General features: G+C 42.2%; 10 protein-coding genes. 8 read left to right on the plus strand and 2 right to left on the minus strand.

Features of this window, described 5'->3' with window-relative positions:
- Positions 1 to 5 precede the first annotated feature (5 nt).
- Positions 6 to 212: a YwbE family protein gene (locus tag FS736_RS19970; protein WP_144480643.1), complete on the minus strand. Its 207-nt coding sequence runs from the start codon at positions 210 to 212 to the stop codon at positions 6 to 8.
- Between the two features lie 108 nt (positions 213 to 320).
- Between FS736_RS19970 and FS736_RS19975 the strand changes: the two genes are divergently transcribed.
- From FS736_RS19975 to FS736_RS19985, 3 genes are all read left to right on the plus strand, one after another.
- Positions 321 to 1,013, plus strand: a complete 693-nt coding sequence (locus FS736_RS19975; protein ID WP_144480645.1) for a hypothetical protein — start codon at positions 321 to 323, stop codon at positions 1,011 to 1,013.
- Between the two features lie 179 nt (positions 1,014 to 1,192).
- Positions 1,193 to 2,017 (plus strand): STAS domain-containing protein, encoded by an 825-nt coding sequence (locus FS736_RS19980; RefSeq protein WP_251540341.1) that lies wholly within the window; start codon positions 1,193 to 1,195, stop codon positions 2,015 to 2,017.
- 14 nt (positions 2,018 to 2,031) lie between these two features.
- Complete coding sequence (locus tag FS736_RS19985) at positions 2,032 to 2,784, plus strand: Cof-type HAD-IIB family hydrolase (RefSeq protein WP_144480649.1); 753 nt, start codon at positions 2,032 to 2,034, stop codon at positions 2,782 to 2,784.
- Between the two features lie 44 nt (positions 2,785 to 2,828).
- Here FS736_RS19985 and FS736_RS19990 read toward each other — a convergent pair whose 3' ends face one another.
- Positions 2,829 to 4,508 (minus strand): glycosyl hydrolase family 28-related protein, encoded by a 1,680-nt coding sequence (locus FS736_RS19990; RefSeq protein ID WP_144480651.1) that lies wholly within the window; start codon positions 4,506 to 4,508, stop codon positions 2,829 to 2,831.
- A gap of 180 nt (positions 4,509 to 4,688) precedes the next feature.
- Here FS736_RS19990 and FS736_RS19995 point away from each other — a divergent pair, with 180 nt between their 5' ends.
- The 5 genes from FS736_RS19995 (at position 4,689) to FS736_RS20015 (ending at position 17,579) form a co-directional block, all read left to right on the plus strand.
- Entirely contained in the window at positions 4,689 to 5,711 is a 1,023-nt protein-coding gene (locus FS736_RS19995; RefSeq protein WP_260983669.1) for an FUSC family protein, read from the plus strand.
- 166 nt (positions 5,712 to 5,877) lie between these two features.
- Positions 5,878 to 6,300, plus strand: a complete 423-nt coding sequence (locus FS736_RS20000; RefSeq protein WP_144480653.1) for an RDD family protein — start codon at positions 5,878 to 5,880, stop codon at positions 6,298 to 6,300.
- Between the two features lie 119 nt (positions 6,301 to 6,419).
- The gene (locus FS736_RS20005) at positions 6,420 to 7,385 is read left to right on the plus strand and encodes a DMT family transporter (protein WP_144480655.1); all 966 of its coding nucleotides are present in this window, start codon (positions 6,420 to 6,422) and stop codon (positions 7,383 to 7,385) included.
- Positions 7,386 to 7,438: 53 nt separating this feature from the next.
- A complete protein-coding gene (locus tag FS736_RS20010; protein WP_144480657.1) occupies positions 7,439 to 8,293 on the plus strand; it encodes a GNAT family N-acetyltransferase in 855 nt (284 codons plus the stop codon).
- Between the two features lie 181 nt (positions 8,294 to 8,474).
- Complete coding sequence (locus FS736_RS20015) at positions 8,475 to 17,579, plus strand: carboxypeptidase regulatory-like domain-containing protein (RefSeq protein ID WP_144480659.1); 9,105 nt, start codon at positions 8,475 to 8,477, stop codon at positions 17,577 to 17,579.
- Positions 17,580 to 17,601: the final 22 nt, after the last annotated feature.

Raw genomic sequence — 17,601 nt, forward strand, 5'->3', positions numbered from 1 at the left:
ATCCCTTATTCCAGTATTTCTTTTACACGCCCAACCTGACCGTCCTCAAGCCTAACCTTAATTCCGTGTGGATGTGTGCCCGAATTGGTAAGGAGATCTTTAACGACTCCCTGAGTGAGTTTTCCTGTTTTCTGGTCTGCCTTGAGAACTATATTTACTTTTAAACCAGGTTTGATGTCATTTCGATTTTTTCCATCTTTACTCTTTGTCATCAATCTTCACCTCACTTCATTTCAAGTATTCTATTCTACCATCTTTTGCTTTATTATATAGGAAAAAAGCAAAGAGGGATTGCCTTGAAGGTTGGGAGATTGCCATGGTTGATTTTTTTTGTTCTTTTGTTTGCCGCCATACTGATTTATTTTCAACAAAATCAAAAAGAAAAATACGAAGGGTTTGATCTGATTCCTGAACGCACTGAGGATATTCCGCTATATAAAGGGCTGGAGGCAGATAGCCCAGTCTATAAAATAGAGGGAAATCATTGGAGTGAGGTCATGAAGTTTTACGAGGAGGAGCTCCCGAAAAATGGTTGGAGTTTAATTATGCAGCAGGCCTCGTCAGATTCCAATGAGGATGGAGCTGGCTTCACATCAAGCTGGGAAAAGAAAGGGACAGATTGGGCATTGTCAATCAGCGGGTCATATTTCATAAATATGGACCAGACGGAGGTCACATTCGATAGAACAGTACCAATAAAAGCTGCAAAATGGGTCGAATCTGAAGTGCCTGAGGTCTGTATAAATGAGCAGCCAGACCGAAGTGGTGATTGCTTCAAGATGACTGACAAAAAAATAATCAGTCAAATTGGAGAAATGATCAATGAAGCACCAGAAGCAGGAAATCAGCCACTTTTATATAAAGAGAAAAGCACTATTATGTTTGGAGCTTTGACTATTACTGTCTATTATGACTTGGATAACGGGATTTATTTAGTTTCAGATAAGGGAACAAAATGGATGAAACCAGAAAAAGAGTTTTTTGAATTGACCCGAATTTCAAAAGAATATTAAACGTGTGATTAAATGGAAGTTGAATCTTGTTCGTTACTATTTAACTAGGCCGACCCGATTATTTTCTATTCACTGTTCAAAATAACGATTTAAAAAGAGATTATTTTTCCCTTAAAGTGTATCCTATTGATAGTAAGTAATAGACTTTTATTAATATGAAGAAAAGGGAAGTGACCTTTGTGAATCCAACAGCTGCGGTGGCAAATGAATTACAACTAAAAGCCGAAACAATCGCAAAGGAAATGGTAGATTCAATAGTTGAAATTGTTGGTGTCGAAATCCCAAAGAAGGAAATTGACCAGGCAATTGTTGTTTATACTGAGTACCTTGGGTTTCTTGGTGACTCAATCAGGAATGCAGATGAAACCACTCCTCATGGGTTGATTGAATGGAGCAAGGACAATGGAGAGAGGGAAGCTGCAAGAGGAGGACAAATTTCTGACATACTTCTCAGATATCCGCCAACAAGAATAGTGTTTATCGATAAAATGGCAGATATAAGTCTCAAACATGGTGTAGACACTGAAGATTTAATTTGGATCAATAAAAAAGTAAACAATATGCTTGATATCAGCATTAATGAAACTGTATTTGCCTTTGAAAGGAAAGCTTCGAAACTGATGAAGGAAGTCCAGGACGAAGTGGATATCTTGTCGGCCCCAGTGGTTCCGGTCCAGGAGAATATAGCCGTCTTGCCTTTAGTCGGAAAAATGGACCATGATCGGGCGAGACTAATCATGGAACGGGCGATTCCACAGGTTGCTCAGCAAAAGGTTCAATCGTTGATCATTGACTTTTCAGGAATTGTCACGATAGATGCAGCGATTGCCAAGCATATTTTTGATATTCATAATGTCCTGCGGTTGTTGGGAGTGGAATCGTTCGCAACTGGGATGCGCCCCGAACTAGCACAGGCTGCGGTAGAAGGTGGAGTTGATTTCTCGAGGATCAATACATTCGCAACTGTAAAACAGGCAATTGACAGCATCAATAACCAAAATTAATGGTTTATAGGAGGATGGATTTGAATAAAAAAGGATCAAATATTAAATTAATTGCACTCGATATGGACGGAACTCTCCTCAATGAAAACCATGAGGTTACAGATGAAAATAGACAGGCAATCAAGGAAGCTGAACGAAGAGGGGTATTTGTGGTACTCAGTACCGGACGCAGTCTCAAAACAGCGCGAGATTATGTTATATCCCTCGAATTATCTTCTTATCTTGTGACAGTTAATGGTGGAGAAATATGGGGACCAGATGGGGAGCTCGTTGAAGTTAATCCGGTCGATACAGAACATATCCAATGGATGTTTGAGCTGTCTAGGAAGCACAAAACGGGATTTTGGGCTACAAGCAGTGAAGACGTTTGGAGGAATAACATGCCAGAGGACTTATTTTCACAAAAGTGGCTCAAGTTTGGCTTCCATATTGAAGAGGATGAAATCAGGAAAAGTGTATTAACAGAGTTAAAAGAAAAAGGTTTATTTGAAATAAGCAATTCCAGTCTGAAAAATATTGAAGTCAACGCATTAGGAATCAATAAGGCCAAGGGCTTGCAGAAGGTCTGTGAATTATTAGGGATTTCAATGGAAAACGTGATGGCCGTTGGAGACAGCCTGAATGACATTGCAATGATCACTGAGGCTGGATTGGGAATCGCGATGGGAAATGCCCAGGATGTTGTCAAGGAAGCTGCGGATGATGTTACAGGTACGAATCGTGAAAGCGGAGTCGCTCAGTCAATTCATAAATGGGTGCTCGTTTGAAGAGAGGAAGCAGTTGCACTGCTTCCTCTCTCTGTTTAATATCGTCACACCTTAATCTCACTTCCGAAGTGTCTCGATATATTTTGCCTGAAGCCTTTTGATTGAATATCCTTTACCATGGCCTTATTTTCAGATATTTGTACAACTGTCCTGCCATTGATTGCCTCAGCGAAAACCTTCTCAACTGATGATTCTGTTACGCCCTTCCCGATTTCTATTGTTTTAGGAGCAGAATGTGTTGTGACCACATTTCTAATTTTTACATTGTCAGCATGATTATTGCCTCCGAAAACCTTGATGTCTGAACCAGCGTTTGAAAAACCCCTTAGTTCTATATTTTTTAGCATGACATTTCGGGCTCTGTACTGGATGGCCAAGACAGGTTCGCCATTATAGTCATAGGATGGATCGCCAATTGCCGTGAAATGGTTGACGGCAACGTTTTTGTACGCAGATACAACCATGGCTCTAGGTGCTGAATGGGCATATAGTTCAGTGTAAACCGGATGGATGGAGATGATGTTGGCTGCTGTTATGTTAATGGCTGTTTTTGATTCAGGATCATTCTCCTTGTGATGGCCAATATGCCGAAAATTATAAGATCTATTATCGTTCACGGATAAATGGCCTATAATGACAACATTATTTGCTGCAGAAGATGTATGGTGGGCCTTAATTTCAATACCGCCGAAGCATCTGGTGGTAGAGTTGTTCAATAGCCATACATTTCTTGAACCATCATCTATTTCTATTCCGTTGGAGTTTGAAAATCCTTTTTTATGTGCTTTTCCGCTTGGATCACTCATATGGCAATTTGAAATGAAAATGTTATCGCTATGATGAGTGGTAATCCCATCATCGCCAAAACCGTAGCCTGTCAGATTGTCCAGCCAGATAAATTCACTTCCGCCCCTTGCCCGGTACCCATCTCCATAGTAATTGTAGAGAGGTGACGAAATGTCGAAGCAATGAAGCCCGGGGTTGATTCCTTCAACATCCTTTACCCAGCCGTATTTTACATTGGCATACAGCAGGCAGCTGGAGTGGTTTCCCCAGGTGCTTGTTTTTTCAACATTTCCGAGCCGTTCAACATTCCAGTCCAGGGTCATTCCGCTGACATAAATGTTGCGATTTCCCGTTCGGTGATGTTTATTCGTTACTAGCCTTTTTCCTTTTGGGGAAGAGTCATGAAGCTTGATGACTGTTTTTCCCTTTCCTGCGCCGACAAGGATGGTATAGGATGGCAGTTTTATCTCCTTCACGATAAATATACCTTCTGGTACATATACCTTTACATGTCCACGTCCAACAGCCATCCTGAAAGCTTCGGTATTATCTGTCTTACCATCTCCGACCGCTCCGAAGTCTTCAATATGAACCTCCCGATTAATTTCTTTTACGAGGTGTTTATACTCTTCATTCAATTTTCCTATCCAATCGGGAAAGACATTTCCATTTCTGTCAACAATCGTGTCATATTGAACAGCGTCATCAAAGGCTGATTTAGTCTGGAAAACTCTTCTTAGGCTAGTCTGGAAATTAGTGAAAATAGACGATATTTTTTTATTTGAATTCATTAATAGAGGCTTGTAATCCTCGCTGACTTCTCTGAATAACTGGTTAGTTTCACTGATCAATTGAACCATCGATAATTTTTTCCCGGAGATGCGTGAGATCATTTCAGCATTTTTCCTGGGGTCATGATTTCTTTCTAATTTCAGCATCTTATTCCCACCTTTTAAAAAAGCTGCTAGAATATTATTCCCGATGGAGGGAAAGATAACCTCTTTGTATGTTAAAAACATGATATTTAAGAGAGTATTAAGACCCAATGAGTTTTTATCCTGCCTATCAAGGTAATCATAGAATAGATAGATTTTCTTTTAAAAGAAAGTGGGTTTTCCATGATTACTTTAGGTCCAAGAGTGCTGAAAACTGGAATCGCAGTTGCCCTGGCCCTCTACTTAACAAAATGGATTGGATTAGAGCCGCCGGTTTTCGCGGCAATTGCAGCTTCGTTTACAATCCAGCCATCGATTTATCGCTCCTGGAAACAAGTTTTAGAACAATTCCAGGCTAATTTGGTCGGTGCGCTCATCGCCGTTGCCTCCATATATTTATTCGGAAACAACCCTGTTGTCATCGGCCTGGTAACAATGATTGTCATCATATTAAGTCTGAAGCTTAAAATGGAAAGTTCAATATCCTTAACAGTTATCACGGTCTTAATCATGATGAGTTCACAGGAATTTGAAGGTATCATTACAGCTGCCAACAAGTTCCTGATTGTCCTTGTAGGAATGGGATCGGCATTTCTCGTGAATCTCATCGTTTATCCGCCTAATTTCAATAAAAATTTCACCGGTAAAATGGATAGCAGCTTTAAAACATTGTCATTGCTGATCAGGACGGCAATATCCAATGAACTTACCGAAAAAACTTTTCAAACACAGTGGGTCCAATTGCGAAAAGATATCGCTAAATTGGAAGAACTATATAAAATACTCGACGAAGAGAGAGAGAAAATATCAAAGTTCAAACGCCTTGATGTTAGGGAACTGGTCGTGTTTAAACAAATGCTGGCTTGTCTTCATCACGGCTTGAGACTCCTTGATATCGTCGAGGACCATTTCTTTCAGAGCCGGCCACAGCAGGAGGAGAGCAGAGAGTTTGATGATCATCTTGAAGAACTAATCCAATACCATGAACTGATTCTCCTGAAATACTCTGGCAAAATCAAGGAATTTAATGTAGATCAGATTGTCGAGGAAAGCGGGAATTTCCTTGAAACAATCATGGAGGATAAAGCAATGGACCGAGATGACAGACTGCGTCTGACGATAATAGGTTCAGCTATTTATGATTATGCCTTTCAACTCAAAAGGCTCGATGATTTGATTGATCAGTACCAAAAAAGAAAAATATGAATGGATTGAAGGAAATAAGCAAATAGACCGGCAGAGCCTAAAACAAAAATAAGAATAAATAATCCTTATTTGCATTAAGTATTAATATGTATGACCACAAGAATGCACTCATTGCATTCTCACGTGTAAATACAGGGAATTCATTTTACTTCTAGGAGGGAATGCATTGGGCAGACCAGCAGGTTTTTGGGTAAGACTAGGTGCGGCAATTTTGGATGGATTAATTATCGGTGTACCACTTTCAATCATTAGTTACCTGATAACAGGCAACGCGGAAGACAACATATTTACTTCCACAATGAACTTGGTATACACTGTTCTTGTGCCAGTAATATGGTCTGGCTATACCGTTGGAAAGAAAATTGTAGGGGTAAGGATCGCGAAAGTCAATGGCGAAAAACTTGGTTTTGGGACGATGCTCATGCGTACAGTAGTCGCTGGGCTTGTTTATCTATTGACTTTAGGGATTGGTGTAATTGTCAGTGCCTTCATGGTAGGTTTGCGCCAGGATAAAAGAGCGATTCATGATTTTATTGCTGGAACTTATGTAACCTATGAAAAACCTGATGAAATAAATTATGAACAGTAATACCATTAGCGGCTTTAGGCACCTGGGATACCAGGTGTCTGTTTTTGTGTAGAAAAGCCTGGATTATGGTAGTATGATAGATTGAAATAGATTCCGAATAAAGAATGGGAAGTGAACCAATGGGTCCAATTATGTTAGGTGTTTTAGCTGCCTTCTTTTTTGCTTTTACCTTCGTCCTTAATCAGTCAATGGAATTATCAGGTGGAAGCTGGATATGGAGTGCTTCATTAAGATACATATTCATGGTCCCGTTCCTATTGGCAATAGTAGCTGCAAGGAAGAATTTAAAGTCATTAATCCAGCATATGAAACAAAATCTATTCCCGTGGTTTTTATGGAGTTTTATTGGATTTGTCCTTTTTTATGCACCCCTGACATATGCGGCTGCCTATTCTCCAGGATGGCTGATCGCAGGTACATGGCAAATCACGATTATATCAGGCGCTTTTCTCAGTCCCTTGTTTTATGAAATAAAACAGACAAACGATGGTTTAGTAGCTGTCAGAGGAAAAATCCCTTTTAAGGGACTGGGGATGTCCGTTGTCATCTTATTGGGCATCATGTTGATGCAAATCGAACATGCACGGCAGATTCCTCTCCAAATGGTATTGCTTGGAGTGATTCCAGTCTTGATTGCATCTTTTGCTTATCCACTTGGCAATCGAAAAATGATGGAAGTTATTAATGGAAGTCTCGACGCCTATCAGCGAGTGCTTGGAATGACTTTGGCCAGTCTGCCATTCTGGCTCGTTCTTGCTGTTTTTGGTTATGTTACAGAGGGAGCTCCATCCATGAGCCAAAGCCTGCAATCCCTTCTTGTTGCCATTGCCTCAGGAGTAATCGCAACCGTATTGTTTTTCAGGGCAACAGATTTAGTTAGGGGGAATATGGCCCAACTTGCTGCTGTCGAAGCAACCCAGTCAATGGAGGTTCTCTTTGCGTTAGCTGGTGAATATTTAATCCTTTCGATGCCGCTGCCTTCTCCTTTATCCTGGGCAGGTATTGGACTTGTCATGCTTGGGATGGCATTGCACAGCTACTCTACGCTTAGCAGAAAAGAAGAAAAGCTGAAAATAAGTGCTTAATCTGAGAACAAGTTATTAGTAATTTAGCACTCTTTAAAAGAGGTGGATGCGGGATGCAGTACAAACTTACTGAACAAATGGAAAAGGCATTGGAAATCGCGGAAAAAGAGCGCAAAGGTTCTTTAAGTCCCTGCATTTTGCCCGGTCATCTATTGCTCGGCTGCCTGAACGACGGTTCGTTCCCAGTCTGGGAGGCAAAGCAAAAAAGCTTAATTGACCCTTCGTTCGTGAGGGAATCTTTAATTCCTCATGAAGAGACGATGTCGTATGAGTTTTGCCAACCATTTAATCTGCCAGTCTGTCTATCAACAAAACTGGTACTCAAGCAAGCGGTCAACTATATGAAAAACTACAATCAAATTTTTCTCAATGAGGGACATGTCCTGAAAGCACTGATCAAGACAGGGCAAACAAAAGGATTATTAACCAGGGATCAGGAAAATGCCCTTTTGAATATAGCAACTATTTCAAGGGACATGATACTATCTTTAAAAAGATACAACTCAACCGGAGGAGAATACAAATATATCAGGATGTTAAGTAATCAGGACGGGGAAAAACTGATTCGTTTCATCCAAGAAGAATTCGGGTCCCGATGGACGGACTCGATTCAGCAATCCATAGTACAGCAGAAATCATCTATATGTGTTGCCATGGATCAGGATGGGGAAGAGATTGTAGGGTTTGCAGCCTTTGACATTCAAAAACCAGGCTTTTTTGGACCGATGGGCGTTGTAAAGAACAGAAGATCGAAGGGCATTGGAGAGTCATTATTGCATTTTTGCCTGAAAGAAATGAGCAAGATGGGCTACAAGGAAATCATCATTGATCAAGCCGGACCGATTGAATTTTATGAAAAAACCTGTAACGCTAAAGTGATTCCCTCAATCGACTTAGACTGCTATTGAGACCATTATATGGTCTTTTATTTATGACCAGCTGTTACTTATTTACTATATATTCCAGCATAGTTATAATGCTTTTTAATCATTTTAATCTGAAAAGTATAAATATTCAAAATAATTAAAGGTTTTTACAAAATTTTGCAGTATTTCTTCGGTAATTAAATTTTCAGGGGGTGCAAGAAACTTGGGAAGATTATCGAAGCAAAAGACTGCTAGAAAGCTCTGGGCGGTAATACTGGCCTTCATAATGGTATTTTCGACTTTTTCATCACAGCTAGCCATTGCTGCATCACAGAAGCCAGCTAGTTTTTCAAAAGAAGAACTCGTACTGGAGAAAAAACGGGAAAAAGAATATGAATCAGGCAATACAGGAGAGAATGAAACTGAGTCAGCAGACCATAAAGAGCTGACGAACCTGTTAGATGGACTGGGCATTGAACCGCCACCATTGAAAGGTGATAAACAAACAGCTGCTGAAAAGGAAAAGGATGCTGTTCTCCTTAAAGCCTTTGAAAGGGAGCAAGTAATTGATGTCATCATCAGGATGAAGGACCAACCTGATCTCAATAAGATTTATCCCCAGGTAAAAGAAAAGAAAAACCGGGCAGAAAAAATAAAATCAATTCAAGACCACCTCAAAGAAAAAGCGGACAATTCCCAAAAGGGATTACAACAGGCACTATCAGCAATGGAGACAAAGGGAAAAGCCAAAAAGAAAGAGACTCTATGGATTATCAATGGAATAACCGCTTCCGTCACAAAGGAAGCTCTGGATGAACTGAAAAAACGTGAAGATATTGCGGAAATCTCCCTTGATGAAACCCTCAGCTTACCTGAGGTGACTGTGGAAGAGTCTCCCCCGCGACTGCCTGAATGGGGACTCGAAAAAATCTATGCTCCTAAAGTGTGGGGACAATACGGGTTAAAAGGAAAAGGGATTGTTGTTGGTATCATGGATTCCGGAGTAGATGGAAACCACGAAGCTCTAAAGAAAAATTACCGCGGTCGGGACGGAAACGGTCAGTATTCCTGGATTGACCTGTCAGGTCAGGGGTATAAAACGCCAAATGACGGATTTGGCCATGGAACACACGTAGCGGGTACTGCCGTTGGCGGAGGAGACGGAGAGCCGATCGGCGTAGCACCTGAAGCTGAATGGATTGCCGCCAAAATTTTCAACGACGGCGGTTCGACAACACTATCAGCCATCCATCAGGCATTCCAATGGTTCATGGCTCCAGGCGGGGACCCTTCAAAGGCTCCGGATGTGGTCAATAATTCATGGGGGAATGCCAATACTTATAATCTCGAATTTTATGAAGATGTCAAAGCATGGGTATCAGCAGGGATATTCCCAGCTTTCGCAGCTGGAAACGATGGCCCTGGCTCACAAACAATCGGTTCACCGGGAAGTTTTCCGGAAACTTTCGCGGTCGGGGCAACGGATATTTATGATCAAACAGCTTATTTCTCAAGTCGGGGTCCGGTTTTTTGGAAGGATGAGAATGGAAATGAGCAGAGACTTATCAAACCGGATATCTCTGCGCCTGGCCACAAGATCTATTCAGCATGGCCATCCAAGCGAAATGAAGGAAAATACAATACAATCAGCGGTACTTCGATGGCCACTCCTCATGTCACAGGGGCAGTCGCGCTTTTATTGCAGGCGAATCCCAGCCTGACAGTCGACCAGATAAAAGAAACACTTAAACAGACTGTCAGAGTTGAACCGCATATGGGTACTCTGCCCAATGATTCCTATGGCAGCGGAATCATCAATATTTATCAGGCTGTCACCGAAACAGCCTTTGCGGGTGAACTTGCCGGAAAGCTTACAGACAAGGCTGGAAAGCCAATACCAGGGAAACTTGAGGTTGCAGAAGAAGGGCTGTCCTATGACATTGGCAAAGATGGAACTTTCAAGTTCAAAATCAGGGAAGGCAGCCATAAGGTTAAGGTCACTTCCTTTGGCTATAAGGATTTGCAATTCACAATACAGCTGAAGAAGGGCGAAACAGAATCTGTGAACTGGGTATTGGAGAATGCAGATACTTTTAGTGTAAAAGGAAATGTATCAATTGAGGACGGGGAAACAATCCCTTTTGCCTTTGTAAGGGTAAAAGGAACTCCTCTATCCACTTATCGAACGGATGCAAGCGGAAAGTTTGAGGTCAAGAATCTGCCAGCAGGAAAGTATGTTCTGCAGATTTCGGGTGAAGGAATAACTGGCCTGGCAAAGGAGATAGAAGTCAGCAAGGATCTCTCTCTTGAACTGAAGGTCAAAGCGAACGCCACACTGACAAAAAAAGAATGGAGTATGGCGAATGGGAATATGCACAGGAATGCAGTATCCGGAAATGCCATAGACCTGGATGCGCTTGTTGAAGGATGGAACTACGATACAGGAGGTAAAGGAAAAATTTTATTTTCCACTCCTGCAACAGCCAAAGGGAAATTGATTCTGGTTACCGACAGCGGGTCTGTTATTGCAGTGGATACTGTAACCGGAATAGAGCTATGGACAGTGAAAATTGGAAGCTCGAATAGGTCTTCACCAACGATAGAAGGAGACAAAGTCTATCTTTCAGGCGGGCAGGACGGAAAGATGTATGCACTCGATTTAAAATCAGGCAGCATTGTATGGACTGCAAACACAGGTGCAATAGGAGTCTATGAATCTCCTTTATACATTGATGGGACACTGTTTGTTGCTTCCGATCTTGGAGATCAAGCAAAGCTGATTGCGTTGAATGCTGAAACAGGCAAAAAGAAATGGATCGTCGAACTTGGAGGCCCTGCCTATTTCGGGCCAAGTGCAGGCGACGGGATGCTATTTATCGGCAGCTATGATAATCAAAAACTAAGAGCTCTTCGTGTAGAAGACGGAAGCGAAGTATGGAGCAAAACTCTTGTAAATGAAGGAATTGCATCCAAGCCGGTATACGATAAAGGAACACTATATGTTGCAGGTACCAATTTCAATACAGAAGGCGGCACACTTTATGCCCTTGATGCGAAAACGGGCGAAGAAAAGTGGAAAGCAGGCGGAATTGGAGATACTCAGGCTGGGTCTCCAATCGTCTATGAAAATATCGTTGTGATCGGTTCAGCTGTACAGCCTGCATTGCGCGCTTTTGACTCGAATACTGGCGAGGAACTCTGGAACAACCGGGCTGTCGGAACGACGCTGAACAATGGTTCTGTATCTGCTAATGGGCTTCTGTTTTTTGCAGGCACAAGCGGAAACCTATCTGTCATTGATGTGTATACCGGTGAAAGATTGAAGGATTTCAGCCTTCCAGTTTACAGTACTTCTGGTATACCGATCCTGCCAGGACAAATTTTCGTGCCTTACCAGAACGGTGTTCAAAGTTACAATTCACCAGCTTCTGTAAAAGGGACATTGAAAGATACAGGTGGGAATGCCATTAAAGGTACTGTTACTGTTGCCGAAACAGGAAATTCTATTGAAACAGATAAAAATGGAGAATTTCTGCTAAAACAGACTCCGGGAGATTATACGATCCGGATTTCATCTTACGGCAAAAAGCAAATTACCGAACAAGTTGGGTTATCTTCCGGGTATGTTTTAACAAAAGACTATGAACTTGAAGATGCAGCAAAAGGGTCAATCTCCATCCTGGTAAAAGACCAGCGAACTGGCAAGCCTGTAGAGGGAGCAGGGATTGAATTGAAGGGCTCACCAGTGAAAGGTCAAACAGACAGCAAAGGGTTATTTTCAGTTGAAGAAGTGTTTGAAGGAACCTTCACTGTGTCGATTTCTATGAAAGGATTTAAGGCTGGCAGCAAGGAAATCGTTGTAAAAGCCGGTGAAAATGCGGATATGACATTCGAATTGCAGCCAATTGATATTGCGGTCTTGAATGATTACAAGAGCGAAATCACCACCATGCTGAACGTTAATGGGTATACAGCTGAAGAGCGGGAATGGGACGTGATTGAGGAGATCGGCCGTTATAAAGTGATTTACTTGAATGGAGGCTATGGTTCAGATGGAATCAAGCCAACAGAGGCACAGTTTAAAGATTTAGTCGATAAAGCAGAAGCGAATGATGTCAGCATCATCTTCACCGACCAGTGGGGCTCAAATTATGGGTCCATTCATCATTTGAAAGACTTCTATAATAATCCTAAAGAGCTGGGCCATGATTATGATGTTGGGGAAATCAGAATCCAGGTTGAAGCTGAACATCCTATTTTCAAAGGATACAAAGCGGGGGACAGAATCAATGTGTTAGAAAGGAACGCTGATTTTGCCTGGTTCAACCATTATTCTGGAAGGACAATTGGAAAAATCGGAAGCACCGATCAGGGTTTTGTCGGGGCGGGTATCGCTTATAATGCTGTCTCCGAAGACAGTGCCCATTTATTGTTGTCAAGTCATGCTACAGTTCCGTGGGAATCATCGAAAGCATGGCTGCGAGGACAGCAGCAAATTTTGTTCAATAGCATTGACTACCTGTATAACGTGAAATATGGAAAGGTCACTGGTAAAATAACCAATTCATCCGGACAGCCTATTGAAGCATCTATCGAAGTATTGGAAACTGGCGTAAAAGCGGAAACTGACGAAAACGGAAGCTTTACCATTTTTCATGATGAAGGAACCTTTAAGCTGGAAGTGCGTTCGAAGGGATTGGGATCCAAGTCAGAGACAATCACAGTAGCCAATGAATCCCCAGCAACTGTTCAAATCGCACTTGGTGAATCAGAAAAAGGTGTCCTGGAAGGCAGTGTCAAGGATTCAGTATCTGGCATGGAGCTTTCCGACGTCCTTGTTTCTGTGAAAAACCAGGCGGGAGAAATAGTAGAACAAGTACAGACCGCAACGAATGGACGTTATAAAATATCAGGATTAGCGGAAGAGGTATTTGAAATTACTTTCAGCAAGGAAGGATACATCACGAATAAGCAAAGCATTGATGTAGCACGTCATACTGGAGATTTGGATATCAAAATCATCCCTATGCCATCTGTCGGAGTTGTAGGTGACTACTATTCAACAGATAAAAACTTTAAGGCATTATTTAAAGAAATCGGGGTTGAAGTCAGGGATGTACAGCCTGCAGATTTAATTGAAAAGATGAATGAGTTTGATGTTATTTTCTTCAATGATCCGAGTTCATCAGCTATAAACGATGAGATGTTTGCTGCTGCCGACAAAGCACAGACCAGCCTGATCTTTGGTGATGCGGTATGGGGTGGCGGAATCAAGCAGCTCGTGAGTTACAGGAATGATCCAAAAGAGCTGAAAACAATAAGGAAAACGACAGAAGCGGCTCAATATAAAGTTCTCGAAGAGCATCCTGTCTTCAATGGAGCAAAGGAAGAAGAATTGGTTGAAATCCTGTCCCCGGCTGCCAGCTATATCGGATATTTCAAGGACTACAGCGGTTATCCTCTGGCTGAAATCAAGCATGAAGGTTCTGATGTCCCTCATGGTCTTGGCATGGCTTATAAGCCACGGTCGGCCGGAAGTGCAGAATTGCTGATGAGCGGCCATGGTTTTGGTTATTATCATGGAGCGAAAGACTACACCGAGGAAGGAAAACAGCTTTTGATCAACTCGGTATTATGGGCAGCCAATGTCGAGTATCCCGTAATCAGCGGGAAGGTTGTCGATGAACAAGGCAATCCATTGAAAGCGGATATCAAAGTAAAGGGACAGCCGTTCCAGACCCAGTCAAGCAACGAGGATGGGGGCTTCACGATCGCTATCCTGCCAGGGGAATACGAAATTGAAATCAGTGCCTATGGGTATGGTGCAAGAACAGTGAAGGCTAGTGCAGAAGTGGATAGTGAACCAAAGGAGGTTATTCTTTCTCCAGCTGAGAATGTCGGAGTGATTTCTGGAACAGTTGAAGATTCCATGGATGGAAATGCGCTAGAGGGTGCCAAGGTAACCATCCTCGGAAAACCAAGAGAAGCAGTGACAAATTTGCAGGGACAATATGTTATCACCAAAGTTGAGCCGGGAGATTACACAGCAAGGATTGAAAAGGATGGATATGTACGCCAGGATGTCAGCCTGAAGGTGACTGATAAACAAAAAGTTTCCCTGAGTGTGAAATTACGTCCTTCACCAACAATAGGAGTGATCGTGGACCTGACTGCTTCGGGAACATCGTATAAGCAGTATCTTGAGGAAAGAGGTTACAAGGTGTTGTACCTCAATTATCAGGATATAGAAAAATTGGATGAGGTGGATGTTGTTTTCGCCAACTCGGATTATGCACCGAGCCTCGTCCCGTCAAAAGAGGATTTCCTCGCATTCCAAAAAGCCCTGGATGAAAAGCGTAAATCGGTCATTTGGACTGGCCAGGCTGGCGGAAGAGGTTCCATTCGCTATTTGCAGGAATTCAACCAAGATCCAAAGACAATCTTTGAACATAATAACAAAGCCGGAGCACAAGGGGTTGTACTTGAAGACCATCCATTGACAACAGGATTCAACACAGGGGATATTATCGAGATTCCAGGGAAATCGGGTTACTATTATGGCTTTGACGGTTATTCAGGTAAAACTGTCGTAGACTTCTCGCATACAGCAACCGGAGAAAAGGGCAGCATGGTCGCATACAAGGGCAGAACAATCGATTCAGTCGAAATCCTGCTCGCCAATATGACAATCAGCCATGTTTTCAAGCCGAATGATTCCTTTGACCCTGCAAGGGAGCGTCTCTTGAATAATGCACTGAACTGGGCACTCGACGAAAAAGACGCCATTGTCGGTGAACTCCAGGGTACTGTCCGGAATGAAAATGGACCAGTCATGGCGTCGATTATAGTAAAAGAAACGGGCAAAATCTATCAGACAGATGACAAAGGCAATTTCTTTGCTGCATTTGAGGAAGGAACCTATTCGCTGACTGTGGAAGCTTTTGGTCACGAATCAAAAGATTTTACCATCACAATTTCCAATGGTCAGGCAGTGACTGAAGCTTTCGCCATCAAACCTGTCAATTCCGGTATTCTGGCAGGTAAAATAGTTGATGCATCTACTAAAGAAGAGATTGCCGGGGCAAATGTCGAGGTAATTGGCACACCAGTGACCGTGAAGACAAATGAGGAAGGGAATTATCAGACGACACTGCCTGCAGGAACTTATGAAGTTAGAGTGATTGCGACGGGCTATAGCCCGATTTACCAGTCAGTCGAAATTACAGAAGGGCAGCAAACTGATTTTAATGCCTCTCTTATTGAATCCGAGAAGATTGCTATTCTTGCCAACCCTGCTCAGAAGGATAGAATCATGCCTTTCCTTGAGGCAAATGGGTATGATAGTGAACTCTATCCTTATAAAGAATACGAACGGTTGATAGAGAATTTGCAAAATTATAAAGCAGTCATTGTCAATGACACTTACATGAATGAAGATCGCTTCAAGGCTATGGTTGAGAAGGCGAACGAGAATGAAGTCAGCATGATTTTCACTGCGAATTATGGAGGGACAATTGGTGATCTTAGCAACGCTTACGGTGATCCGGAATCCCTTGAAAGAAGTTACGTTGATAGAGAAATCAGTTTGAAAGTGGCAGAAGATCATCCTATCCTGAAAGGTTTCAATAAAGGGGATGAGGTCCAGCTCCTTGTAAATCCAAAAGGTGTTGTGCAGTACTCGGTGTATTCAAATTATAGTGGAACAACGCTTGCATCTCTGACGAATCCGAATAAGGGGGAGCTGGGAAGCACGATTGGCTATAAGTTCAGTTCATCGAATAGTGTCCACATCCTGCTTTCTGCACTACAAATTAGTGCATATGGCCACCCGAACGATCGCTGGACTGAAAATGCTAAAAAAGTATACTTGAATGCGATTGATTATGCGTTGACAGCAAGCCAGGGAGAGATTACTGGGGAAGTCAAGGACAGTCAAGGGAAGCCGATTGCAGGAGCTTTTGTCACCATTGAGGGAACCAGCCACAAAACGACAACTAATAAAGCTGGCCAGTATAAATTTGGCATTGGTGTTGGTGAGTATAACTTAAAAGTCCAGGCAAGAGGCTTTAAAGAACAGACCAAGGAAGCGAAAGTCGAAGATGTGGGAAGCAGGGTCGAGCTGCACTTTACCCTTGAAGCAATTGATGGATCAGAATTGAAGGGTGCCATTACATCCAAGAAAAGCAAGAAACCGATAGCTGATGCACAATTGATTTTGATTCCGAAAGATGAGCCGGACTTTAAGACCGAAAGCTCCGCCAAGGATGATGGAACCTATCTATTTAAAGATTTATTGCCTGGTGACTATACTCTGCAGGTAACTGTCGATGGTTACCTCAAGGAAAGTTTCGAGTTCACTATAGGCTCAGATGATTTGGAATTTAACCTGGAATTGAATCCATTTGAAGCAGCCGTGCTTGGAGATGTAAACGGAGCACTGTCAAAGCTGCTGAATGAACAAAAATTGTATGCAGAAGAAAAAGGCTGGGACATCCTCGGAAATGTCGAGAAATATGAGATCATCCTGGTCAATACGAACAAAGGTACTAGAGAACAGTTCCAACAGCTGATAGAAGAAAGCGATGAACATAAAACCAGCTTGGTGTTCACAGGAACATGGGGTGTCGATGAAGGTTCCATTCCAGTGCTCAACGAGTTAGTGGGAAGTCCTGAAATCGATCAGCAAGGGTATAATGAAGGCGCTGTTTATATCGATGGAGTGGATGGACACCCAATTTTTGATGGCATTAGTTTTGATGAGGACGGTCTGGTCAAAATCCATACCGCAAAAAGTCCATACTCAACTTTCAAAAATTACTCAGGTGTACCACTCTCGAGCTTATATATCGATAGTGAAAGAAAAGGTAATTCGATTGAGTTTGAATTCAGAAGCAAGGAGCATATGCATTTGCTGATGTCTTCATTTGCGGTCACCAATATAATCGGACCTGATTATGGATGGACGAAGAATGGGCGAAAATTATTCGTAAATGCATTGCGCTGGTCGAAGGATGCAGAGCAGGAAATCCCTGAAGAACCATTATGGGATCAAGAAGAAATGATGGTGAAAGGAGAACCTGCCTTGGTAAAGGGTACAGCAACCAATGGCACCTCTGTGAATATCTACGAAAAGCGCGGAAACGAAATCTTCCTGATTGATTCTGTTAAAACTGGACGTGACGGAATCTTCCAGGCAGAACTGAATTTGGATAATGGTATCCATACTTTGATTGCAGAAACTGAAAACTACGCAGGTAAAACGAAGGCAATAAAGGCAATGAAATTGATTGTGACCGGGAAACCTGAGAAAAAAGACAAAGCAAGCTGACAGCAAAACTTATAATTTAAAG

The organism is Cytobacillus oceanisediminis 2691, assembly GCF_007678455.1.
GTDB lineage: Bacteria > Bacillota > Bacilli > Bacillales > Cytobacillaceae > Mesobacillus > Mesobacillus oceanisediminis_A.

What these genes read in the sequence shown, in the direction of transcription:
- FS736_RS20010 (WP_144480657.1), top strand. Translation starts at nt 7,439, where the DNA reads ATGCAGTACAAACTTACTGAACAAATGGAAAAGGCATTGGAAATCGCG.
- FS736_RS19970 (WP_144480643.1), bottom strand. Translation starts at nt 212, where the DNA reads ATGACAAAGAGTAAAGATGGAAAAAATCGAAATGACATCAAACCTGGT.
- FS736_RS20005 (WP_144480655.1), top strand. Translation starts at nt 6,420, where the DNA reads ATGGGTCCAATTATGTTAGGTGTTTTAGCTGCCTTCTTTTTTGCTTTT.
- FS736_RS19990 (WP_144480651.1), bottom strand. Translation starts at nt 4,508, where the DNA reads ATGCTGAAATTAGAAAGAAATCATGACCCCAGGAAAAATGCTGAAATG.
- FS736_RS19985 (WP_144480649.1), top strand. Translation starts at nt 2,032, where the DNA reads ATGGATTTGAATAAAAAAGGATCAAATATTAAATTAATTGCACTCGAT.
- FS736_RS19995 (WP_260983669.1), top strand. Translation starts at nt 4,689, where the DNA reads ATGATTACTTTAGGTCCAAGAGTGCTGAAAACTGGAATCGCAGTTGCC.